Annotated in this window: 19 protein-coding genes and 1 pseudogene; 8 read left to right on the top strand and 12 right to left on the bottom strand. The window is 72.8% G+C overall.

The genetic code is table 11. The annotated features are described in order from the left end of the window. Positions 1 to 37 precede the first annotated feature (37 nt). Entirely contained in the window at positions 38 to 1,000 is a 963-nt protein-coding gene (locus AB0K15_RS34580; RefSeq protein ID WP_364060183.1) for a GNAT family N-acetyltransferase, read from the top strand. Here the strand turns inward: AB0K15_RS34580 and AB0K15_RS34585 are convergent. Both AB0K15_RS34585 and AB0K15_RS34590 read right to left on the bottom strand, forming a co-directional pair. Next, entirely contained in the window at positions 982 to 1,911 is a 930-nt protein-coding gene (locus AB0K15_RS34585) for a 2-hydroxyacid dehydrogenase (RefSeq protein WP_364060186.1), read from the bottom strand. The genes AB0K15_RS34580 and AB0K15_RS34585 overlap by 19 nt on opposite strands. 24 nt (positions 1,912 to 1,935) lie before the next feature. Continuing rightward, positions 1,936 to 2,292 (bottom strand): VOC family protein, encoded by a 357-nt coding sequence (locus tag AB0K15_RS34590; RefSeq protein WP_364060189.1) that lies wholly within the window; start codon positions 2,290 to 2,292, stop codon positions 1,936 to 1,938. Between the two features lie 137 nt (positions 2,293 to 2,429). On the opposite strand from AB0K15_RS34590, the gene AB0K15_RS34595 reads away from it, so the two are divergent. Beyond that, positions 2,430 to 4,178, top strand: a complete 1,749-nt coding sequence (locus AB0K15_RS34595) for a proline--tRNA ligase (protein ID WP_364060192.1) — start codon at positions 2,430 to 2,432, stop codon at positions 4,176 to 4,178. 12 nt (positions 4,179 to 4,190) lie between these two features. Then, complete coding sequence (locus AB0K15_RS34600) at positions 4,191 to 5,225, top strand: hypothetical protein (RefSeq protein ID WP_364060195.1); 1,035 nt, start codon at positions 4,191 to 4,193, stop codon at positions 5,223 to 5,225. Here the strand turns inward: AB0K15_RS34600 and AB0K15_RS34605 are convergent. Together AB0K15_RS34605 and AB0K15_RS34610 are read right to left on the bottom strand one after the other, a co-directional pair. Continuing rightward, positions 5,165 to 7,375, bottom strand: a complete 2,211-nt coding sequence (locus AB0K15_RS34605) for a DUF2156 domain-containing protein (RefSeq protein ID WP_364060198.1) — start codon at positions 7,373 to 7,375, stop codon at positions 5,165 to 5,167. The two genes, AB0K15_RS34600 and AB0K15_RS34605, sit on opposite strands and share 61 nt — an antisense overlap. A gap of 210 nt (positions 7,376 to 7,585) precedes the next feature. Further along, positions 7,586 to 8,284 carry a haloacid dehalogenase-like hydrolase gene (locus AB0K15_RS34610; protein ID WP_364060201.1) on the bottom strand — a complete coding sequence of 233 codons (699 nt, stop codon included), beginning with the start codon at positions 8,282 to 8,284 and terminating at the stop codon, positions 7,586 to 7,588. Between the two features lie 105 nt (positions 8,285 to 8,389). Here AB0K15_RS34610 and AB0K15_RS34615 point away from each other — a divergent pair. Continuing rightward, positions 8,390 to 9,460 (top strand): annotated as a pseudogene (locus tag AB0K15_RS34615) (hypothetical protein); the annotation flags it as partial. Here the strand turns inward: AB0K15_RS34615 and AB0K15_RS34620 are convergent. The 6 genes from AB0K15_RS34620 to AB0K15_RS34645 form a co-directional block, all read right to left on the bottom strand. Next, positions 9,404 to 9,814, bottom strand: a complete 411-nt coding sequence (locus AB0K15_RS34620; protein ID WP_364060204.1) for a secondary thiamine-phosphate synthase enzyme YjbQ — start codon at positions 9,812 to 9,814, stop codon at positions 9,404 to 9,406. The pseudogene AB0K15_RS34615 and the gene AB0K15_RS34620 sit on opposite strands and share 57 nt — an antisense overlap. A gap of 12 nt (positions 9,815 to 9,826) precedes the next feature. Continuing rightward, positions 9,827 to 10,471, bottom strand: a complete 645-nt coding sequence (locus AB0K15_RS34625; RefSeq protein WP_364060207.1) for a response regulator transcription factor — start codon at positions 10,469 to 10,471, stop codon at positions 9,827 to 9,829. 20 nt (positions 10,472 to 10,491) lie between these two features. Further along, positions 10,492 to 11,763, bottom strand: coding sequence for a sensor domain-containing protein (locus tag AB0K15_RS34630; RefSeq protein ID WP_364060210.1), 1,272 nt, complete (start codon positions 11,761 to 11,763; stop codon positions 10,492 to 10,494). Positions 11,764 to 11,850: 87 nt separating this feature from the next. Continuing rightward, a complete protein-coding gene (locus AB0K15_RS34635; RefSeq protein WP_364060213.1) occupies positions 11,851 to 12,087 on the bottom strand; it encodes a hypothetical protein in 237 nt (78 codons plus the stop codon). A gap of 10 nt (positions 12,088 to 12,097) precedes the next feature. Further along, complete coding sequence (locus AB0K15_RS34640; RefSeq protein WP_364060216.1) at positions 12,098 to 13,213, bottom strand: acyl-CoA desaturase; 1,116 nt, start codon at positions 13,211 to 13,213, stop codon at positions 12,098 to 12,100. An 82-nt stretch (positions 13,214 to 13,295) separates the two neighbouring features. Then, positions 13,296 to 14,381, bottom strand: coding sequence for a ferredoxin reductase (locus AB0K15_RS34645; protein ID WP_364060219.1), 1,086 nt, complete (start codon positions 14,379 to 14,381; stop codon positions 13,296 to 13,298). A 143-nt stretch (positions 14,382 to 14,524) separates the two neighbouring features. Here AB0K15_RS34645 and AB0K15_RS34650 point away from each other — a divergent pair, with 143 nt between their 5' ends. Together AB0K15_RS34650 and AB0K15_RS34655 are read left to right on the top strand one after the other, a co-directional pair. Then, positions 14,525 to 15,154, top strand: coding sequence for a TetR family transcriptional regulator (locus AB0K15_RS34650; RefSeq protein ID WP_364060319.1), 630 nt, complete (start codon positions 14,525 to 14,527; stop codon positions 15,152 to 15,154). Between the two features lie 93 nt (positions 15,155 to 15,247). Further along, the gene (locus tag AB0K15_RS34655; RefSeq protein ID WP_364060222.1) at positions 15,248 to 15,976 is read left to right on the top strand and encodes a lipoate--protein ligase family protein; all 729 of its coding nucleotides are present in this window, start codon (positions 15,248 to 15,250) and stop codon (positions 15,974 to 15,976) included. A gap of 3 nt (positions 15,977 to 15,979) precedes the next feature. Here AB0K15_RS34655 and AB0K15_RS34660 read toward each other — a convergent pair whose 3' ends face one another. Continuing rightward, positions 15,980 to 16,429 carry a histone-like nucleoid-structuring protein Lsr2 gene (locus tag AB0K15_RS34660; RefSeq protein WP_364060224.1) on the bottom strand — a complete coding sequence of 150 codons (450 nt, stop codon included), beginning with the start codon at positions 16,427 to 16,429 and terminating at the stop codon, positions 15,980 to 15,982. Positions 16,430 to 16,575: 146 nt separating this feature from the next. Between AB0K15_RS34660 and AB0K15_RS34665 the strand changes: the two genes are divergently transcribed. Then, entirely contained in the window at positions 16,576 to 17,985 is a 1,410-nt protein-coding gene (locus AB0K15_RS34665; RefSeq protein ID WP_364060227.1) for an NAD(P)/FAD-dependent oxidoreductase, read from the top strand. 444 nt (positions 17,986 to 18,429) lie between these two features. Here AB0K15_RS34665 and AB0K15_RS34670 read toward each other — a convergent pair whose 3' ends face one another. Continuing rightward, positions 18,430 to 20,892 carry a hypothetical protein gene (locus tag AB0K15_RS34670; RefSeq protein WP_364060230.1) on the bottom strand — a complete coding sequence of 821 codons (2,463 nt, stop codon included), beginning with the start codon at positions 20,890 to 20,892 and terminating at the stop codon, positions 18,430 to 18,432. Positions 20,893 to 21,157: 265 nt separating this feature from the next. Between AB0K15_RS34670 and AB0K15_RS34675 the strand changes: the two genes are divergently transcribed. Continuing rightward, entirely contained in the window at positions 21,158 to 21,661 is a 504-nt protein-coding gene (locus AB0K15_RS34675) for a DUF3145 domain-containing protein (RefSeq protein ID WP_285969400.1), read from the top strand. The last annotated feature ends 17 nt before the right edge of the window (positions 21,662 to 21,678 follow it).

Below are 21,678 nucleotides of genomic sequence, written 5' to 3' on the forward strand. Positions count from 1 at the left end.
GGTGCGCCGCTGTTCACCGCCCGCCTACGCTGAGGTCATGGAGCTCACCTGGCGCCCGCTCACCCTCGGCGACGCGGAGCAGCTCGCGACCGTGTTCGCGGCCGCCGAGGAGGTGGACCGCACCGGCGAGCACTACACCGCCGCCGACCTGCGCGAGGAGATGCAGGGGCCCGACCTCGACCTCGCGCTCGCCAGCACCGGCGGGTGGGCCGGCGACCGCCTGGTGAGCTACGCGGCCATCCGCCGCCGCGACGCCGCCGACCCGGTGCACATGCCGCGCGTCGAGGCGATGACGCACCCCGAGTTCCGCACGGCCGACGTCGCGGCGCACCTCACCACGTGGTTCCTCGACGCCGGCAAACGCGTGCACGAGCGCGCCTTCCCCGAGGTTCCGCTGGAGCTGCACGCCGGGGCGCACGAGAACGAGCACTGGTACCTCGACGCGCTGGCCCGGGCCGGGTTCCGGCGCGCGCGGTCGTTCGTCGAGATGCGCGCCGACCTGAGCGCGTTGCCGCCCGCTCGGCCGCTGCCGGCCGAGTACGAGGTGGTCGCGTTCGACGAGCGCTACGACGACCTCACCCGCGTGGCCCGCAACGCGACCTTCTCCGGCCACTGGGGCAGCGCCGAGCTGTCGCCCGAAGCCTGGCGCCACCGCATCACGGGTGCGAAGGACTTCCGCGGCGACCTGTCGTTCCTGCTGCTGACCCCGGCGCACGACGCGGTGATCGGGTTCGTCCTCAGCGCGTTCCACCCGGCCGACTTCGCGGGCACCGGCGTGCGCGAGCTGTACGTCGACTACGTCGGCACGCTGTCCGAGCTGCGCGGCCGCGGGGTGGCGACGGCGCTGCTCGGCCACACGCTGGCCCACGCCCGCGACGCCGGGTTCGAGCGCTCGGCCCTGTCCGTGGACACCGACAACGCCCACAGCGCCGTCGGCATCTACGAACGCTGCGGCTACGAGGTCGCCGACACCTATTACGGCTACGTACTGCCGATCTGAAGCTCTGTTCGACCGCCTTGCTCAACGCGGTTCAGCAGCGGTTCCCCGGCCACGAAGCGGCGCAGCTGCTCGGCCACGAGCTTCTTCGCGCGCGGGTAGAAGGACGCCGAACCGCCGGCGACGTGCGGGGTGATCACCACACCCGGCACCCTCCACAGTGGATGATCGGCCGGCAGCGGCTCGGGGTCCACGACGTCGAGGGCGGCGCGCAACCGGCCGGTGGTCGTTTCGGCGAGCAGCGCGGCGGTGTCGATCGCGGAGCCGCGCCCGACGTTCACGACCAGCGCGCCCTCGGGCAGCAACGCGAGCTCGCGGGCGCCCAGCAGCCCCTTCGTGGCCTCGGTTTCGGGCAGGATCAGGACCACGATGTCGGCCGACGGCAGCAGCTCGGGCAGCTCGGCGATGCCGTGCACGTCCTCGCGCGCGTGGCTCGCCACCCGGGTGACCACTGCCTCGGCCGCCAGCAGCTGCCGCTCGATCGCGTGGCCGATGGAGCCGTAGCCCACGAGCAGCACGCGGCTGTCGGCGAGCGAACGCGTGTGCTCGCGCTCCCACGACCCGGTGGCCTGCTGCGCGAACCACCGCGGCAGGTCCCGCTGAGCCGCGTGGATCAGCGCCAGCGCGTGCTCGGCCACGCTGAGGTCGTGCAGCCCCCGGCCGTTGGCCAGCACGACGCCCTCGGGCACCAGCGGCACCAGCGCCTCGACCCCGGCCGAGAGCGCCTGCACCGCACGCAGCGAAGGCAGCTCCCCGATCAGCTTCGGCGGCTCGCTGCCCGCGTCGTAGGGCAGCACGTAGAGCTCCACGCCGGACAGGTCGTCGCCGGGCAGGGTGACACCGTCGTAGTACGCGGCGGCCAGCCCGCCGGGCAGCTCGATGTCGGTCCAGGGCAGGAGAACTCGCGCGCTCATGCCCGCCAACCTAGCGCCGCCGGCTCAGTGCGCGCCCGCCTGCGCCACGCAGAACACATTGCCCTCCGGATCGGCCAGCACCGTCCACTCGATGCCGGGCTGCGCGTGCCGCTCCTGCTCGCTCGCACCCAGCCCGACCAGGCGTTTCACCTCCGCCTCGCGGTCGGGGGCGGAGAAGTCGATGTGCACGCGGTTCTTGACGGTGCGCGGCTCGGAGACCTGCTGGAAGGCCAGCGCGGGCCTGCCGCCGCCGGGGCGCGCGAGCATCACGAAGGGTCCGTAGTCCGCTTCGACTGCGACGCCGAGCGCCCGCGTCCAGAAGTCCGCGAGGTCCCGGGGGTCCGTGCAGTCGATGGTGATCATGCCCAGTTCGAGTGCCATGCCGCCGACGCTAGCCCGGGGCACCGACAAAACTCCGACCACGCGATAACCGGGTGGAGTGGGCGTGCGGCGGTTGACTACGCTGTGTCGGTCGAACCCCGCTCATCTTCTCAGTCTCTCAGCGCAGGGAGTCCACCGTGATCACCAGGATGTCGTCGTTGTTCCTCCGCACCTTGCGCGAGGATCCGGCGGACGCCGAGGTACCCAGCCACCGGCTGCTGGTGCGCGCCGGCTACGTCCGCCGGGTCGCCCCGGGTGGTTACTCGTGGCTGCCGCTGGGCCTGCGGGTGCTCCGCCGCGTCGAGCAGGTCGTGCGCGAGGAGATGAACGCGATCGGCGCGCAGGAGATCCAGTTCCCCGCGCTGCTGCCGCGTGAGCCCTACGAGGCCACCGGCCGCTGGACCGAGTACGGCGACAACCTCTTCCGCCTCAAGGACCGCCGGGGCGCCGACTACCTGCTCGGCCCGACGCACGAGGAGCTGTTCGCGCTCACCGTGAAGGGCGAGTACAGCTCGTACAAGGACTACCCGGTCACGCTGTACCAGATCCAGACGAAGTACCGCGACGAAGCGCGCCCCCGCGCCGGCATCCTGCGCGGCCGCGAGTTCGTCATGAAGGACTCCTACTCCTTCGACCTCGACGACGAGGGCCTGGCGCGTTCCTACCAGGCGCACCGCGACGCCTACACCAAGCTGTTCGACCGCCTCGGCCTCGAGTACGTGGTGGTCGCCGCGACGTCGGGCGCCATGGGCGGCTCGGCGTCGGAGGAGTTCCTCGCCGTCGCCGAGACGGGTGAGGACACCTACGTGCGCAGCACGGAGTCCGGCTACGCGGCCAACGTCGAGGCCGTGGTCACCCCCGCGCCGGCCGAGCGCCCGATCGAGGGCCTGCCCGCCGCCCAGGTGCACGCCACGCCGAACACCCCGACCATCGAGTCGCTCGTGGCCTTCTTCAACGCCGCCGGCCTCGGCCGCGAGTTCACCGCGGCCGACACGCTCAAGAACGTGATGCTGAAGGTCCGCCAGCCGGGCTCGAAGGAGTGGGAGCTCCTGGGCGTCGGGCTGCCGGGCGACCGCGAGGTCGACATGAAGCGCCTCGAAGCGTCGCTCGAGCCCGCCGAGGTCGAGCTGCTGGAGGAGGCGGACTTCGCGAAGAACCCGTTCCTCGTCAAGGGCTACATCGGTCCGAAGGCGCTGAAGGAGAACGGCGTCCGCTACCTCGTCGACCCGCGCGTGGTCACCGGCACCGCGTGGGTGACCGGCGCCGACCAGGACGGCCACCACGTGCTCGACCTCGTGGCGGGCCGCGACTTCACGCCCGACGGCACGATCGAGGCCGCCGAGGTCCGCGAGGGCGACGCGTCGCCCGACGGCCACGGCACCCTGGTCGCCGCGCGCGGCATCGAGATCGGCCACATCTTCCAGCTGGGCCGCAAGTACACCAACGCGTTCGAGCTCGACGCCCTCGGCCCCGACTCGAAGCCGATCCGCATCACGATGGGCTCCTACGGCGTCGGCGTCTCGCGGCTGGTCGCCGTGCTCGCCGAGCAGAACCACGACACGTCCGGCCTGGTCTGGCCGCGCGAGGTCTCGCCGTACGACGTGCACGTGGTCGTCGCGGGCAAGGACGAGACCATCGCGGCGGGTGCGGAGAAGCTCGTCGCCGAGCTCGACGCGGCCGGCGTCGACGTGCTGTTCGACGACCGCAAGGCCACCCCGGGCGTGAAGTTCGCCGACGCGGAGCTGGTGGGCGTGCCCACGATCCTCGTGGTCGGGCGCGGCCTGGCCAACGGGCTGGTCGAGGTCAAGGACCGCCGCACCGGTGAGCGCGAGGAGATCCCGGTCGACTCCGTGGTCGGCCACCTGGTCAAGCTCGTCCGCTCCTGACGGCGCACACCGGTGGGGCTCTTCGGCCGCTCCGGCCGCGAGGACGACGGCGGCTACGAGGACAACGCCGCCCTCACCGGCGTCGGCGGGTACGAACCCGCTGACACACCCGGCTTCCCGGCCGCCGGCTACGGCACGGGCTCCCCGGTTTCCGGGCAGCCCGCCGCCGAGCCGGCGGCCGAACCGGAACGCGGCCCCTGGTCGGCGCACGGCGAGAAGTCCGGCGGAACTCCTTGGTACGCCGAGGATCCCGCCGTCACCGGGCACGCGCCGCGCGCGGAGCCCCAGCGCATCCGGCCGCCCACGCGGTTGAAGCGGCGGCCGTCGCGGGCGCTGTGGATCCTCGTGGCGGTGATCGCCCTCGGGGTGGCCGCGATGAACTTCTTCAACGCCGCCCACCATCGCCCGGCGAGCCCGTCGACGCCCAGCCGGGGCCTGGTCACCTTCCGGCCCGAGCCGCACGTCGTCGTGCCCGCGGTGGTCGACGGCTGGTCCTCCGTGGCCGCTCGCGACGGCAGCTTCGCCTACGACGTCCCGCCGAGCTGGACGCCCGAACCCGGCGTGGTCCACGGCTGGGACGGCACGGCGACCTCGCCGGGGATGCTGCTCAGCACCACGGCATCCGTGGGCCGCGGCTACTGCGGCAGCGACGGCCGCCGCGGCGGGTCCGGCGTCACGACGGAAGACGGCGGCGACGCCGAAGCCGCCGCGCGCAAAGCCGTCGGCGACCTCATCGGCAGTGCCTACGACCCCGGAGCGAAGGTGACGTATGCGCCGGCGCAGGACGCGACCGTGCAGCTCGACGGCTCCACCCGTCCCGCCCGAGTGGTGCTCGCCGACGTCACCCAGGACGACATCGGCGCGTGCACCCAGAAACACGTCACCGTCGGCGCGCTCGCCTTGGCCACCACGACACAGTCCGTGGTGCTCCTCGCCTACACCGACGACACCACCAGCCGCGCCGACGTCGTGCGCCTGCTGTGGAGCTACCGCGGCGTGCCGGCCGCCGACCGGTCCACGACCACCCCGCCGCCGACCACGCGCTGACGCCGCAACGCCAGCTTCGCGAAGTCCTTCAGCCCGGCCCCTTGCAGGTACGCGCGCCCGAGCGCGAGGCCGATGCGCGGCAGGTCGGCCTCGTCGCGGTAGGCCAGGTACAGCGGCTCGCGCCGCGGCTGGAACTTCGCCTTGAACGAGTGCAGCGAGCGGAACCCGTAGTACGGCTCCATCAGCGCGCCCACCGCGTCGAGCACCCGGTCCACGGCACGCGCCGGCGCGCAGCCGCGGCTGCGCACGAGCGGCGCGCCCGAAAGCGAGACGAACTGCGCGCCTTCCTCGCGCAACGCCAGGCACGCCGACGCGATCAGGAACTCCATCACCGGCCGGAACCCGCCCGGCCGGCGGCGCATCACGTCGAGGGTCCACCCGCCGACCGTGCCCGAGCCCGTGTGCACCGGCAGCCACGACGTGACGCCCTGGACCGTGCCCGCCGCGTCGATCGCGAGCTCCACGCGCGTCGCCGGGTCCATCGCCTCGGCGACTCCGCCGAGCGTGAACCCCATCTCCGGCAGGCCCTTGTCGCCGATCCACTCCTCCGACAGCACACGCACCTGCTCGCGGATCGCGGGCGGCTGCTCGGCCAGGCGCACCAGCCGGAACTCGATGCCGTCCTTGCGCGCCTTGTTCAGCGCCGACCGCACGTCCTGCCAGGCTTTCCCGCGGAACTCCAGGTTCTCGAGGTCCACGAGCGTGTCCTCCGCGACTTGCACCTGCTGCCAGCCCAGCTGGCGCGTCAGGCCGGCGGTGGCGGCCGTCGCGGAGAAAACGCACGGCACCAGCCCGGAGTTCTCGCACATCTCCCGAAACTCCGTGAGCGCGCGAGCCGCCGATCCACACGGCGCCACGGGGTCGCCGAGCGCGATCGCGACCCCCGCGTGGCGCTGGTAGGCGAGGTAGGAGGCGCCGTCGGAGGCGACGAAGTACGCGTTCTGCGGCCACGTCGTCATCCACGAGATCGTGCTGCCTCCGTTGCGCCCCAGCAGAAGCCGGGCGAAGCTGCCGTCCGGCCCGCCGCGCGGCAGCTTGCGGCGACGCCGGCGTGAGGGCACGCGGAACGCCCCGCTCGCCGCGATCAGCAGCACCAGCTCGACCGTCCACAAGAGATTGTCCACGAAGAACAGCGAAAGCCCGTGGCTGTCGTACTCGGCGCGCACCAGCTTCGCCACGGCCAGCACCCCACTCACCACGAGCACCTGCGACACCGCGAACACGCACAGCCCGACGGCCCAGCGCCACGCGATGCGCGAGCCGCGGCGCAGGCCGTTGACCATCGGCACCACGAGCACACCCATGAGGAGGATCTCCGGCGCTGACAAGGAAACCGCGTCGGACGGGCCGAACGGGCCGTCGCCGGGGACGAGCCACATGACCACTTCGGCCACGGCGAGCAGCAGCAGTCCCGCGCACGCCAGCAGCCGCCACTCGCGCACGTTCGGCCGCACCGGTTCGCGCAGCCGCGCCTTGCCCGCCAGCCGGTGGCCGAGCGGAAGTGCCAGCACCAGCGCGAAGAAGTGCACGAGATCCGCGAGCGTGCCGACGTAGACGATGGCGACCCCCGCGTACCCGCACAGCCCGGCGCGCAGCTGCAGCCGCCACGGCGCGCGCAGCGTCGCGCTGGCCACGGCGATGGCCGCGAGTGTGCCGCCGGAGAAGCCGACGTCGAGCGTGGTCGCGATGTGCGCGGCCCACGTCCAGCCGGAGTGGCGGCACAGCACGAGGAACTGGATCGCCGCAGTGGTCGCGGCCAGCTGCCCGCCGACGGTCACCAGGACCGTGCGGCGCGTGCCGAGCTGCCACTCCGCGAACCCCGTCAGCAGCGCAAAAGTGCCGGCCATCGGCAGGTAGAACAGCGGCCGCAGCGCGAAGAACGGGCCGGTCGCCAGCGTCCACCAGCGGCCGTGTTCCAGCGACGGCAAACCGTAGGCGTAGTAGGCGAACGCCGGCTGGTGCTCCGCGGCTTGCCAGAGCGTGCGGCTCGCGACCCCGGCCACGAGGATGGCGAGCACGACGGTGGTGGTGAACGGAAGGCGGTGCCAGAGCACGGCGAACCGCTCGCGTCTCGGCCTTCCGGCCGCCCGCCCGCGTCCCCCCGTGCCGGCACCGCTGGCGGTCCCCGCCGCCGGCGATGCGGTCGTCATGATCCGAGTCTTGCGCCCGGACCTAAAGCCGACATCCTTCGTGGGAGCGACTTGTCCCCCTAGGGGAGTGCTACCCCGGAGGGAGAAAACCCTGACCCGAAGGCGGATGCGGGCTCAGGGAACACCGCCCGACCAGGGGCGGACCGCGCACGGCGGCCTCGGCGCGCGGCCGAAACCGCCGTGCGGGGCGGAAAACAGGGGTTGGACCGCTCAGCCGAGCACGGCCTTGCGCACCGAATCGAGGTCGGCGAGATCGGGCAGCACCGTGTGGGCGCCCGAGGCCGCGAGCTCCTCGGCGCTGTAGTGCCCGGTGGCGACGGCGACCGCGACCGCACCGTTGTCGAGGGCGGCCTTCACGTCGTTCGGGGTATCGCCGATCACCACGACGTCGCCGGGCGCGAACGCCGTGCCGTGCTTGGCGGCCGCCGCGGCCACGGCGTGGGGGACGAGGTCGGGCCGGTGCGCCGAGAGCGAGCCGTAGCCGCCGATCTCCAGCTCCAGGTGCTCGTCGAGGCCGAACGCGGCGAGCTTGTGCAATGAGATCTCCGGCAGGTTGCCGGTCACGAGCGTCTGCACGGCACCGTGGCCGGCCATCGCGGCCAGCGCGGCCGCCGCGCCGTCGAGCGCCCGGCCGGCCTCGTGCAGTGTGCCGCGTGCCTCGTCGGCCACGGCGATCAGCTCGCTCCACAGGCGCTGGATGTTCTCCTCGGTCGCCTCGATGCCGTGCGTGGTGAGGATGTCGGCGGTGATCGCGCGTTCGGTGCGCCCGCCGTAGTCGGGATGGGTGCGCAGCTCGGTGCCCATGGCCGTGAGCGCCGTGGCGTACCAGCTGCTGCCGACACCCGTGAGGTCCACGAGCGTGTGGTCGATGTCCCAGAGCACCAGCCGGTGCGCGTGCGTCGTCGTCACGGCCGTGAGGGTACCGGCGGAAGTATTCAACGTCTGTTGACTTTCCGATGGGTGCGACCTACTTTCGTCTTAATTCAACAGGCGAAGAATAACTGGGAGGCCGTCATGCCGGCTGCTGCTCGGCGCCCCGCGGGCGCGTTCGCCCTGGTCGCGGTGCTGGTGGGTGCGCTCGCCGCCGTGGTGCTGGGATTCCTGACCTTCGGCGCACAGGCCACGGTCGAGCCCGACCACGTGCCCGTCGCCGTTTCGGCGCCGCCGCCGATGGCGGGCCTGGCGCGCCAGGTCGCCGCCCACGGCGGCACACAGCTCGACTGGCGCGTCGCCGACCCGGCCGAGGCCCGGAACCTGTTGGCGGACAAGGAGGTCTACGGAGTTCTGGAGCTCCGTCCTGGCCCGGCCGCCACCGTCGTGCTCTCCGGCGCGGTGAACCCGGCCGGCACGCAGGTGGCGCAACAGGTCCTCGCGGGTGCCGCTCAGGCGCTGCCCGGCGAGCCGCGGCTCGAGATGCTGCACCCGGCGAGCGCCGCGGGCCGGATCGTGCCCCTGGCCGCCGGCGCGCTCGCGTGGCTGGGCTCGCTCGTCGCCGGTGCGGTGCTGGTGCGGCTCGGCACCGGCCGTCGCGTCAGCGTTCCGGTTCGCCTGGCCCAGGTGCTGGGCAGCGGCGTGCTGGTGACCGGCGTGCTCGTGGGCTTCGCCGCGCTGTGGGACTCGACGTTGCCGCTGACCTGGGACGTGCTCGGCTTCCTGGTCCTCACGGTCACCGCGTTCGCGGCGCTGCAAGCCGGTCTGCTGCGGCTGCTCGGCCTGCGTGCCCTCGCCATCCTGGCGCCGCTGTACCTCGTGGCGCCCTCGGTGGCCGGGCAGGTGCCCGAGCTGCTCGATCCGGCCTACCGCGCGCTGCTGTGGTCGTGGACACCGTTCCGCTTCTCGACCGAGGGCCTGCGCAGCCTGCTGCAGGGCGTACCGGGAGCCCCGGACGTGGCGACGGGCGTCTGGGTCCTGACCGGCCTGCTCGCGGTGGGCCTGGTGTTGACCCTGTGGCCGGGCCGGCCACGGCGCGAGCTGCCCGAAGCGCGGCCTGCGGAACGGCCGGTCGAGGTCGCGGCCGGTTGAGGCAGCTCAGCCGCACAAGAAGCTGAAGCGGATCTTGCGCACGGGGTTGTCGACGTTGGTGTCGACGAGGCAGATCGACTGCCAGGTGCCCAGCGCGAGCACGCCGCCCAGCACGGGGATCGTCGCGTACGGCGGCACCAGCGCCGGCAGCACGTGGTCACGGCCGTGGCCCGGGCTGCCGTGGCGGTGCCGCCAGCGCGCGTCGCGGGGGAGGAGGTCCTCCAGCGCGGCGAGCAGGTCGTCGTCGCTGCCGGCGCCGGTCTCGAGGATCGCGAGGCCGGCCGTGGCGTGCGGGACCCAGACGTGCAGCAGGCCGTCGGTGGCGTCGGCGTCGCGCAGGAACTTCTCGGCCTCGTGGGTCAGGTCGTGCACCACGGCGGTGTTCCCCGTGTGCACTTCGAGCTCGGTGGAGTACATACCGCCAGCGTCTCAGACACCCAGGTAGCGCAGCACCGCCAGCACCCGGCGGTTGTGGCCCTCCGACGGCGGCAGGCCGAGCTTGGCGAAGATGCTCGTCACGTACTTCTCCACGGAACCCGCCGAGAGGAACAGGTCCGCGGCGATCGCGGAGTTGGACCGGCCCTGCGCCATGAGGTCGAGCACTTCGCGTTCGCGGGCGGTCAGCTCCGCGAGCGGCCCCGACCGGCCGGTGGCGGCGAAGAGCTGGCGCACGACTTCGGGGTCCAGCACCGTCTCGCCGGCCGCGACCCGGCGCAGCGCGTCGAGGAAGTCGGAGACCTCCGCGACGCGGTCCTTGAGCAGGTACCCGACGGCGCCGGCCTGGTCGGCGAGCAGCTGTTTGGCGTACTTCGTTTCCACGTACTGCGAGAACAGCAGGATGGCGCAGCCCGCCAGCTCCTCGCGCAGCTCGATCGCCGCGCGCAGGCCCTCGTCGGTGTGCGAGGGCGGCATGCGGATGTCGACCACGGACACGTCGGGCCGGTGCGCGCGCACGGCCGACCGCAGCTCCTCGGCGTCCTTCACCGCCGCGACGACGTCGTGGCCCCGCAGGCCCAGCAGCTCGACCAGGCCCTGGCGCAGGATGGTCGAGTCCTCGGCGATCACGATCCGCATGCGTCCCCCCTGCCGCCAGCCTAGCGAGGCAGCGGGACTTCGGCCGTGACCACGGTCGGGCCGCCGGGCGGGCTCGCCACGGTCAGCTCGCCGTCCACCGGCCGCAGCCGCTCCGCGATCCCGGCGAGACCGCCGCCGGGCACCACCGCCGCGCCGCCGGGGCCGGCGTCGGTGACGGTCAGGTGCAGCACGCCGTCGTGCTCGTCGATTCGGACGGTGCAAGGCTTTCCCGAGTGTTTCGCCACGTTCGTCATCAGCTCCGCGGCGGCGAAGTACACCACCGCCTCCAGCGACGGCGGCGGGCGGCGGCCCAGCCGCACGGACACCGTCGCGGTCATCCCGGCAGCAGTGGCCACAGTGGACAGTGCGACGTCGAGTCCCTTGTCCAGCGCGGCCGGGTGGATGCCGCGCGCGAGGTCGCGCAGCTCCACCAGAGCCTGCTTGGCGTTGCCGTGCGCGGCCTCGACGAGGGCGCGCACCTGGTCGAGGTCGACGGTGTCCGTGGCCAGCTCCTCCTTGGCCAGCCCGAGTTTCATCGCCATCGCGACGAGCTGTGCCTGGGCCCCGTCGTGCAGGTCGCGTTCGATGCGGCGCAACCGCTGCGCCGCGTCTTCGAGCGCCGTCGCCCGCGTCTCCTCCAGGAACCGCAGGCGCTGCAGCAACCCGGGCCCGGACAGCAGCAGCCGCCCGAGCTGCCGGTCGAGGACCGCCAGCGCGTGCACGACCCACGGCACCGCGGCCAGCGCGAGCACGCCGCCGACCGCCCACAGCACCGTGCCCGGCCACGTGCGGCTCACGATGTTGTAGACCGGCAGCACGTCGCGCGTGAAGAACCACAGCACCGGGTAGCTCACCGCCGCGACGCCGAACACCAGGAGCGACCCGGCGACGGCGAACCCGGCGAACGAGATCGGGACCCGGAGCACGAGATACGCGCCCGCGCGCCACGCGTGCCGGTCGCCGAGGCGCGCGACCAGCCAGTGCCACAGCCCGGGCCGCAGGACCACCGGCGCCGGTGCGCGCAGCGGCGCGTCGAGCAACACACCCGCCAGCCGCCGGTGCAGGCCCCCGAGCAGCCGCATCCCGCGCACGACCCCCGCGAGCACCAGCAGTCCCAGTCCGAGCGGGCTCAAGGCGACGCCGACCGCGAGCCCGGCGAGCACGACGACGAGCGCGGCCGGCGAGAGCACTCCGGCCACCACCAGCCACGCCGCTTCCGCCCGTGTCTGCCGCAGCGGGCCGGGCCACCACCCGCGCCGCGGCGTGCGTGCGTCCGCGGCTCGGGAAGTCATGCCCCGAAGTCTGCCTGCCCCGCGGCCGGCCGACCACCGGGTTCGCCCTGGACCGGGTGGGGGATTTCCCCCGCCCGGCCCGGAGCGTCAGTCTTCTTCGGGACGCGGCTCGGCTGCGCGAGCGCCGTGGTCACGAGCGTTGTCCTCGCGGGCTCGTTGCGAGGCTTCGCGCATCTCGATCACGTCGGTGAGCCAGCTGCCGGTTTCGCGCGCGATGTCGCGCACGGCGCCGGTGATGATCGTCGCGATCGCCCCGATGTGCGTGGCCGCGGATTCCGTGAGCTCCTGCACCGTGTCCTTGCCGCTTTCGAACTGACCCACCATGTGAGGTTCCTCAGGCTGCTCGGAGTTGCCGGTCGGGATCCACCGTAACCTCCGGGCCGCCCGAAGGCGTTCCGGGAAGCGCCAGCTTCACGATCTTCTTGGCCACCGACCACAGCTGCTTGCGCAGCGGCCCGGTGTTGTAGGGCAGGCCGTAGCGCTCGCAGATCTCGCGGACCTCGGCCGCGATCTGGGGGTAGCGCCGCGCCGGGATGTCGGGGAACAGGTGGTGCTCGATCTGGTGCGAGAGGTTCCCCGAAAGGATGTGGAACAGCGGGCCGCCGGTGATGTTGGCCGAGCCGAGGATCTGGCGCAGGTACCACTGGCCCCGCGACTCGAAATCGGTCTCTTCCTGGGTGAAGCTCTCGACGTCGGCGGGGAAGTGGCCGCAGAAGATGATCGCGAACGCCCACAGGTTGCGCACGAGGTTCGCACTCGCGTTGCCGACCAGCGTCAGCGGCGCGAGCGGACCGGTCAGCAGCGGGAAGAGGACGTAGTCCTTGCCGATCTGGCGCGCGGCCTTGCGCACGATCTTGCGCAGCACCGGCACGTTCTCGGCCCACGTGCGCTCGCCCTTGAAAACCCGCTCGATTTCGAGGTCGTGCAGCATCACGCCCCACTGGAACAGCAGGGCCAGCAGCGTCGCGTACACGGGGTTGCCGAGGTAGTACGGGTGCCACTTCTGGGCCGCGTCCATCCGCAGGATGCCGTAACCGATGTCACGGTCCTTGTCCAGGATGTTCGTGAACGTGTGGTGCAGGTAGTTGTGGGAATGCCGCCAGTTCTCGGCGGGCGCGACGTTGTCCCACTCGAAGCGCTGCGAGCTCAGCTCGGGGATGCGCGTCCAGTCGTACTGGCCGTGCATCACGTTGTGGCCGATCTCCATGTTGTCGAGGATCTTGGCCAGCGACAGCGCCGCGACGCCGGCGACCCACGCGGGCGGCAGGAACCCGGCGAACAGCAGTCCTCGCCCGGCGACCTCCAGCCCGCGCTGCGTCTTGATGATCGTGCGGATGTACTCGACGTCGGCCTCGCCGAGGTCGTCGACGACCCGTTGGCGCAGCGCGTCGAGCTCGCGGCCGAACTCCTCGATCTGCTCGGGTGTGAGGCGGTCCTGAAGCCCGGTCATGGCGTACCTCCTGTGTCTTGCGGGACACCCGCACCCGGTCGGCGTCGCGATCGGGCGGGGCCTGGTGTGCTCGCGACGCCTCTCAGGCGTTGATCTCGACGTCCCCGACCGGGACGCTGATGCAGAGCTGGATCTCTTCGTCCTCTTCGCCGGAGACCTCGCCGGTGCGGGCGTTGCGCACGCGCCCGGCGGTCTTCACCTGGGTACAGGAGAAGCAGATGCCCATGCGGCACCCGTGCTCCGGCGACAGGCCCGCGTCCTCGGCCTGCTCCAGCAGCGGCTTGCCCGAGTTGGCGCATTCCCGGCCGCTGCGCGCGAACCGCACGGTGCCCTCGGCCGCGCTCGCGTCGAAGGCGAGCGGTGGTGCCGTGAACTCTTCGGTGTGCAGTCGTTCACCGAGTCCTTCGGCCTCGAACAGTTCGCGGGCCGAGTCCATGAGCGGCTTCGGACCACAGACGAAGGTCTCGGCGTCGCGGAACCACGGCGCGGCCCGCTCCAGGTGCTGCTTCGAGAAGAACCCGCGCAGGTCGCCGCCCCGGCCGTGGGTGTGCGCGTGGACCACCCGGAACCCGGGGTGGCGCTCGGCGAGCCCGGCCAGCTCGGTGCGGTAGAGCGCGTCGTCGGCGGTGTTGGAGTAGTGCAGGAACACGACCTCGCCGCGGTGCCCCTCGGCGACGAGCCGGCGCGCCATCGCGAGCACCGGCGTGATGCCACTGCCGCCGCTGACCAGCACGATCCGCTCCGGCCGCGGCGAGGGCAGCGTGAACTCCCCGTCCGCGGCGGAGAGCCCGAAGACCGTCCCGACGCGGGTGGTGGCGTGCAGGTGGCGCGATACGAGGCCCTGCGGATCGGCCTTCACGGTGAACTCGAGGTCGCCGCCACCCGGCCCGCACGGCGAGTAGCAGCGGGTGCGCCGGACTCCGTCGATCTCCACGGTCAGGCGCACGTACTGCCCGGCTTCGAAGCCCTGCCAGGCGCGGCTCGGGCGGACGGTGAACGTGACCGTGTCCGGTGTCTGGTGCCGGACGTCCACGACGCGCCCGCGGATCTCGCGCCGGACCAGCATCGGGTCGAGCAGTTCCAGGTAGCGGTCGGCGCCGTGCGGGGTGAGCAGGGCCTCGGCGAGCGAGGCGAGCCCGCGCAGGCGCTGCGGAAGCAGTGCTGTCATCACGCCCTCCGGATTTGAGTGCACATCTGTACACTCACTAGTGTGGGGGCACGGCCCGGGTGGCTGTCAACGCGGGAGCGAGGTGATGTGACGTGGACCATCCCGAAGGCGTCAGTACGCTGCCGGACGTGTCCGAAGCGGAGATGCCGGCGGCGGTGAGCCGGCAGGAGCGCAAGCAGCGCACCCGCCAGGCGTTGCTCGACGCGGCGTTGGAGCTGCTCGCCGACCGCGGGTTCGGCAGCCTGTCGCTGCGGGAGGTCACCAAGCGCGCGGGCATCGTGCCCACCGCGTTCTACCGGCACTTCACCTCGATGGACGAGCTCGGCGTCGCGCTGGTCGAGGAGACCACGCGGACGTTGCGCGGCATGATCCGCTCCGCTCGCACCGAGCCCGTGAGCCACCGCGGCAGGATCGACGCGTCCGTGCGCACGCTGTACGAGCACGTGCGAGCGCACGAGGACCACTTCCGCTTCGTCACCCGCGAGCGCTACGCCGGCACCGGCCCGGTGGCGCGCGCCATCGGCGTGGAGCTGCGGCTGTTCTCCAGCGACCTGGCCATCGACCTCGCCCGCTTCGACCACCTGCGCGAGTGGCCCACCGAAGACCTCCACGCGCTGGCCGACCTCATCGTCACGGCCATGCTCGCCACGGTCGTCGACCTGCTCGACGTCCGCCACGGCGACCGCGAAGCCGACGAACGCACGTTGGAGCTGGCCCGCAAGCGCCTGCGGATGATCCTCGTCGGCGTGCCGCACTGGCGTCCGTCCGCCTAGCCGCGGGCCGACGCCCGGGAGCTACGATTTCGTTGACCAGCCTGTTCTTCGGGGACGCCGGATCTTCGGCGGGCGAGGTCGCGGAGGAGCGCTGTGGACACCGGGTCGGACGTGCGTGCGGAGTTCAGCGACCCGACGGAGAACCTGGCGTTCGACGAGGCGCTGCTGCGGGAAGGCCCGGCAGCCCCGGTGCTGTGGCTGTGGCGCAACCCCGTGAGCGTGGTCGTCGGCCGCGGGCAGAAGGTGGCGCGCGAGGTGCGCGTGGCCGAGTGCGAGCGCGACGGCGTGCCCGTGCTGCGCCGGGCCAGCGGCGGCGGCACGGTGTTCCACGACCCGGGCAACCTCAACGTCACGCTCGTGCTGCCGGGCCCGGCCGACCGGCCGCTGGAGATGCTCGGGCTGGTGATGTCGGCGGCCGTCGAGAAGCTCGGCCTGCCGCCGCGTCTCGGTGAGCGCGGCCTGTTCGTGGGCGACGCGAAGCTGTGCGGGTTCGCGGTGTTCCGGACCAAGAACGGGCTGCTGGCGCACTCGACGCTGCTGATCGACACCGACGCCGCGCGCGTCGGGGCGTACCTCACCGGGCCGCCGCCGGACCCCAAGCCGCTCGACTCGCACCGCAGCAAGGTCGCTTCCTTGGCCGACCACGGCGTGCGCCCGGCCGAAGGCGAGGCGGAGTCGGTGGTGCGCGCCGCCGCCGCGGGGCTGCTCGGCCCGCTCGTGCCGCGGCCGCCGACGGACGCAGAGCTCGAGCGGCAGCGCGTGTTGCTGGACACGCGCTACCACTACGACGGCTGGCACGCCGAGGGCAACCAGCGCCGGTGAGCGCTACTCGCCGGCGGAGAACGTGACGGCGGGGATCTTCTTCACCGGACGTCGGGCCGGCTTCGGCTCGGTGGTCTTCACCACGGCTTTCGGTTCCGCGGCCGCGTTTTTCACCGGCTGGGCCTTCTTGGCCCGCGTGGGCTTCGGCGCCGGCTCGGCCGGGCGGGCGGGCATCTTCACCGCCGCCGCGGTGCGCTTGGCGGGCTTGGCCTTCGCCGGAACTTCCTGTGGTTCCACGGCTTTCGCCCCGGCCACCATCCGCGGCCGCTGCTTGCGGCCCCCCGTCCGGCGGCCGTTCGCCACGTACGGGTCGAAGATTTCCCGCAGTGCCGCGGCGTTGTGGGCGGAGAGGTCGATCTCGTAGTCGAGCCCGTCGAGGCCGAAGCCCACCGTCTCGGCGGCGGGTTCGCCGGTGAGGTCGTCCAACACGTGGACGGCGGTGTTCTTGGCCATGCGAAAGCCCTCCGTGCTCGATCGTGGTCGTGCGTGCAATCGGCACGGCGACGACCCGGTCACCCGGTGTCGCCGATTTCTTGCAGCTCGCGGAAGAGGATAACGGCTGGCTTGCGTGAAGCCGCGCGGTGGTGTGCGCTGAACCCATGTCAGGACAGACTTTCGACGTCGTGGTGATCGGGGCCGGCCCGGTCGGTGAAGTCGCCGCGGAACGTGCCGCCAAGGGTGGGTTCACGGTGGCGCTCATCGAGCACGAGTTGTTCGGCGGTGAGTGCTCGTACTGGGCGTGCATCCCGAGCAAGGCGTTGCTGCGTCCGGGGAACCTGCTCGCCGCGGCGAAGCGCATGCCGGGGGTGGTGGTCGGCGACGCGCTCGACCCGGCGCAGGTGCTCGCCCGCCGGGACTGGTTCACCGGCCGCGACGACCCGCAGGGGCAGGACCACGGCCAGCTGGACTGGGCGCGCGGCGTCGGCGTCGAGCCGATCCGGGGCCACGGGCGGATTTCCGGTGAACGGGAGGTGACGCTGTCCGACGGGCAGGTGCTCACCGCGCGCCACGGCGTGATCGTCTGTACCGGCAGCGTGCCGCACCACCCGCCGATCCCGGGCCTCGACACGATCAAGCCGTGGGGCTCGCGCGACGCGACGTCCTCGTCGGCCGTGCCCGCGCGGCTGGGCGTGCTGGGCGGTGGCGTCGTCGGCGTGGAGATGGCGCAGGCGTGGGCGCGTCTGGGCGCGCAGGTGCACCTGATCATCACGGGCAAGCGCCCGCTGCCGCGGCTGCCGGAGTTCGCGGGCGACCTGGTGCTCGCGGGCCTGCGCGCCGACGGCGTGATCGTGCACACCGGCTCGGGCATCGACGAGGTGTCCGCTGTGGACGGCGGCGGTGCTTCGCTCAAGCTCACCGGCGGCGAGGACCTGGTGGTCGACGAGCTGCTGCTGGCCACGGGCCGCGTGCCCGCGACCGGCAACGTCGGGCTGGAGCTCCTCGGCCTGCCCACGGAAGGCCCGCTCGAGGTCGACGAGAGCGGCCGCGTGTCCGCCGTGGACGGTGGCTGGCTCTACGCCGCCGGCGACGTGACGGGTCGCGCGCTGCTGACCCACCAGGGCAAGTACGCCGCCCGCGTGGCCGGCGACAGCGTCGCCGCGCGCGGCCGCGGCGAGGACATCTCCACCGCGCCGTGGAGCCGCTACAGCGCGACCGCAGACCACCACGCCGTGCCGCAGGTCATCTTCACCGACCCCGAGGTGGCGTCCGTCGGCCTCACCGAGGCCCGCGAGGGCTCGGCCGACCGCGTCGTCGACATCGACATCGCGGTCGCCGGCTCGGCACTGTTCGCCGACGGCTACACCGGCAAGGCCCGCATGGTCGTCGACCCCGACCGCGGCGTGATCCTGGGCGTCACCTTCGCCGGCCAGGACGTCGCCGAAATGCTGCACTCCGCCACGATCGCCGTCGTGGGCGAAGTCCCCCTCGACCGCCTGTGGCACGCGGTCCCCGCGTTCCCCACGATCAGCGAGGTCTGGCTGCGGCTGCTGGAGGCCTACGGCCTGTAGGCGACGGTTTTTGGTGGCGGGTCCCCGGTGGTTGCCGGGGACCCGCTGTTTTTTCAAGGCTGCCGCGGGTTATCGCAGCTCGCTACGGGCAGGCGAACGGGGGTGGGTCGCGGATTTCGCGGGTCTGTCGTGCTTCGGCGGCCGCCCGCGATCGCCCGGCGGCGCTGTGTGTCGGCGGTTCGCTGTGCGACGGCGCTACGTGCGGGGTCGGAGGTCGGTCGGCAGGCGTGGTCGGCGCGACGGGCGCTGCGGGTTTCGCGGTGGGCCGTGCTTCGGCGGCTGTGTGCGATTGCCCGGCGCCGCGGTCGGTCGGCGGTTCGCTGCGTGCGGGGTTCGGCCGCGGACGCAGGCACGGCCGGCGCGGGGCGTCTGCGGGAAGCAGCGCCCGGCACAACGCGGTGTGTCGGGCGCTGCTCGCGACGGGTCGGCAGCGCTCGGTTGCGGTCAGGCGGGCATGGCGAGCGCGAGGGCGCCCTGGGCGGCGCGGGTGAGGCCGGGGTCGTCCGGAGTGGACGGACCGGACTGCCACACGACCTGAACCAGCCGGACGCCGTTGCCGTCGAGTTTGCTGGCGTAGGCGGCATTGTCGAACTGCGGGGGCGGGCCTGGCCATTTGCCGGTCTCGGTGGCGACGTCGAGGATGCCGCCGCCGCCCGGGGTATCGGCGACCTGTTTGAAGTGGGTGGCCTGGGCGGCGTCGGGGAACTGGACCAGGGCCATCGTCACCGCGGCGGCGCGCCCGTCGACCAGGGCCGTGTAGCTGGCGCGGCTGACGGCGGAGCAGCTCGTCTGCTGCAGGCTGGCCTGCACGTCGCCGAACGCGTGCGACGCGCACCGCTGGTCCGAACTGCTCGCCCGCGCTTCGAACGACAGGCTCGGCGCCGCACTGCTGGCGGGCGCACTGTTCACGGCCGCGGGCGGCGGCGCCGGCCGCGCGCTCGAACTCGGTGCCGAAGCGGCCTCGCCGCCCCCGCCACCACCGGTCGCCGCCACCACGATCGCCGTCACCAGCAAGATCGCCAGCAAGCCGATCGCGGCCACCGGCACCCACCGCACGGTCCGCGACTGCTCTTTCTCCCGCGGCGGCGCACCGCCGCCCGCGGGCACCTCCACCGACCCGGAAGCCGACGGCGCCGACGACACGGCCCTCGACGCGCCCGCTCCGTTCGCCACGGCACCCTGCCGAGCGCCACCCGGTCCGGCGTTGGTGCCGACCACGGCGGGCTTGCCGCCCGGACCGGCCGCGGCGTTACCTCCGGCAGCGACAGAAGACTGTCCGGCCGGAACGACAGGAGGCTTGCCACCAGCGAAGCCAGGCGAGGTCCCACCAGAAGCGATAGGCGACTGCCCGCCAGTAGCGCCGGGAGACGTTCCACCAGGACCGGCAGGAGGCTTACCGCCGCCGGAGATCGGCGGCTTTCCCTCGGGCGTGGCAAGGGGAGTAGCCGACCCGCCGTGGCCATTCCCCGGCGAGACCGGTCTCGGCGCGGGCACCGCTCGCTGCGCGGCCGGCCGTTGCCCACCCTGCTTGGGCCCACTCTGCTTCGGCGACGTCATCTTCTCCGTCACCGCCGACTCCAGCGAACCATCCCGGCCACCGCCCGAAGTGGACGGACCGTTCGCCTCCGCGCCGGGGAAGCTCGGTGCCGCGGTGGACTCGGTCGGCCCGTCGGCGAGGGGAATCGCCTGCTCAGGCTCGGTGACGTGGTCCGCGGCGGCTGGTGAACCAGCCGTACCCGCCGCACCGGGGAAGGTCGGGTTGCCGGCCGGCGCAGCCGACACCGAGTCCGCGGCGGAGTCGGCCGAGGCGCCCGGGAAGGTCGGCGCGGCGGTGGACTCCGTCGGGGCCTCGGCGAGGTGGATCGCCTGGTCCGGCTCGGTGCCGGTGGCTTCCGCCGCGGCCGGGGGAACGGCCGAGGGGAAGGGCGAAGCGGCCGAAGTGGACGAACCCGGTGCTGCCATCGCCTCGGTGGGTGCGGCGGCCTGGTCTGGAACAGCGGCTGAAGTGGACGAACCCGCCACCACCGTCGACTCGGTGGGTGCGGTGGCCAAGTGGCTCGCCTGGTCGGGAACAGCCGCCGGCGAAGTGGCCGAAGTGGACGAACCCGGGAAAGCCGGTCCCTCGGCCGGGACGCCCGCCAGGGAAGGCGCGGCGACGTGCGGCACCGGCCGGGTGGTGGGGATGACCGGAGGTGGCGGCGGCACCGACGTGATGCGCGTGCGCTCCGCAGGCTTCGACACGCCGGAAGCAGGAGCGGCAACAGGAACAGGCACCACGACAGGAACCGGCGGATCGTCCGTGTACCGGACGAACCCCTCACCCAGCAGCACCTCGTCCGACATCGCCGGCGCGTCCGGTGCCAGCGCACTGATCAGCGCCCGCGCCTGGTCCAGCGACCGCGGGCTCCGCGCCGTGGCCAGCGACACCGTCGCCGCCAGCATGGTCGTGGGCGTCGGGTGCAGCACGCGCACCGGTCCGGCGAGGTCCGCGGGCGGCTGGTCGACCGTCTCGACGTACGGACCGACCGCCACGATCGTGCCCACCGGGCCGGAACCCGGCGCCAGCTCGGCGATGCGGCGTTCGCACTCGGCGGAGAGATCCAGGGCTTCCGTGGCGGGGTTGACGGCGTCGTCACCGTGGACCAGCGGCCAGCCGTCGGCCTTCCACGGGCCGCCGAGGGGCGCTTCGAGGCGCAGCGCGGGGTCGGGGAGGTCGACGCCGATCACGATGAGCACACCCTTCGGCAGCACCACCACGGCCTCGACGGCGCGCTCGCCGCCGGCCGGGCGGGCGCCGATCAGGGCCACGCCACCGATCACGGTGCTGCCGCGGCCGAGGGAGGCCAGCGCCGCCCGCACATCCTCGGCGACGCGCGACGGCTGCTGCCCGAGGCGGACCAGTCGCACCGAAACCCTCCTCACCTCGTCCGTTTCGCGGCCCACGCTAGCGTGCCGACCCCGCAGATCCGTGCTAGACGCGGACGCGTCGGCGAGCCTCCCTCCTCAAGGGGGATTCGCGTGCGACTTGTGGTGTTCGTGTGGCCAAACGGCACGGTTGGGGTGCAGAATGTGCTACACAGATCGGGGAGTGGCACGGAAGGCCCACAAGCCGAAGCGAAGCTCGAGAGGTCGTAGGGGAAGACGTCCCTCGTCGAGCAAGCGGAGGTCAGCAGTGAGCACCCGTGGCAACACCCGAGGTGTGGTGTACGTCCACTCGTCGCCGTCTGCGGTGTGTCCGCACGTCGAGTGGGCTATTTCGGGCACCCTCGGGGCCCGAGTCGAGCTGAAGTGGACGGCGCAGCCCGCCAGTCCCGGACAGCTGCGTGCCGAGTGCGGCTGGCGCGCGCCTTCCGGTACCGCGGGCAAACTGGCCTCGGCGCTCAAGGCGTGGCCGATGCTGCGCTTCGAGGTCACCGAGGAACCCAGTGCCGGCGTCGACGGCGAACGGTTCTGTTTCGCACCCGGACTGGGCCTGTGGCACGGCCGTACCAGCGCCAACGGCGACATCGTGGTGGGTGAGGACCAGCTGCGCGCCCTCGTGAGCATGACCCGTGGCGGGGAGTCGCTGGCACACAAGCTGGACGAGCTGCTCGCGGCGAGCTGGGACGAGGCGCTCGAGCCCTACCGCCACGCCGGCGACGGCGCTCCCGTCACGTGGCTGCACCAGGTCGGGTGATGCCCGCGGGCGGGTGG

It is taken from the genome of Amycolatopsis sp. NPDC049253 (genome assembly GCF_040678995.1).
In the GTDB taxonomy this organism is placed as follows: Bacteria; Actinomycetota; Actinomycetes; order Mycobacteriales; family Pseudonocardiaceae; genus Amycolatopsis.

Excerpts from the sequence above, each read along its gene's own strand:
- AB0K15_RS34580 (WP_364060183.1), top strand. The coding sequence starts at position 38 with ATGGAGCTCACCTGGCGCCCGCTCACCCTCGGCGACGCGGAGCAGCTC.
- AB0K15_RS34585 (WP_364060186.1), bottom strand. The coding sequence starts at position 1,911 with ATGAGCGCGCGAGTTCTCCTGCCCTGGACCGACATCGAGCTGCCCGGC.
- AB0K15_RS34590 (WP_364060189.1), bottom strand. The coding sequence starts at position 2,292 with ATGGCACTCGAACTGGGCATGATCACCATCGACTGCACGGACCCCCGG.
- AB0K15_RS34605 (WP_364060198.1), bottom strand. The coding sequence starts at position 7,375 with ATGACGACCGCATCGCCGGCGGCGGGGACCGCCAGCGGTGCCGGCACG.
- AB0K15_RS34620 (WP_364060204.1), bottom strand. The coding sequence starts at position 9,814 with ATGTACTCCACCGAGCTCGAAGTGCACACGGGGAACACCGCCGTGGTG.
- AB0K15_RS34625 (WP_364060207.1), bottom strand. The coding sequence starts at position 10,471 with ATGCGGATCGTGATCGCCGAGGACTCGACCATCCTGCGCCAGGGCCTG.
- AB0K15_RS34630 (WP_364060210.1), bottom strand. The coding sequence starts at position 11,763 with ATGACTTCCCGAGCCGCGGACGCACGCACGCCGCGGCGCGGGTGGTGG.
- AB0K15_RS34635 (WP_364060213.1), bottom strand. The coding sequence starts at position 12,087 with ATGGTGGGTCAGTTCGAAAGCGGCAAGGACACGGTGCAGGAGCTCACG.
- AB0K15_RS34640 (WP_364060216.1), bottom strand. The coding sequence starts at position 13,213 with ATGACCGGGCTTCAGGACCGCCTCACACCCGAGCAGATCGAGGAGTTC.
- AB0K15_RS34645 (WP_364060219.1), bottom strand. The coding sequence starts at position 14,381 with ATGACAGCACTGCTTCCGCAGCGCCTGCGCGGGCTCGCCTCGCTCGCC.
- AB0K15_RS34650 (WP_364060319.1), top strand. The coding sequence starts at position 14,525 with ATGCCGGCGGCGGTGAGCCGGCAGGAGCGCAAGCAGCGCACCCGCCAG.
- AB0K15_RS34660 (WP_364060224.1), bottom strand. The coding sequence starts at position 16,429 with ATGGCCAAGAACACCGCCGTCCACGTGTTGGACGACCTCACCGGCGAA.
- AB0K15_RS34665 (WP_364060227.1), top strand. The coding sequence starts at position 16,576 with ATGTCAGGACAGACTTTCGACGTCGTGGTGATCGGGGCCGGCCCGGTC.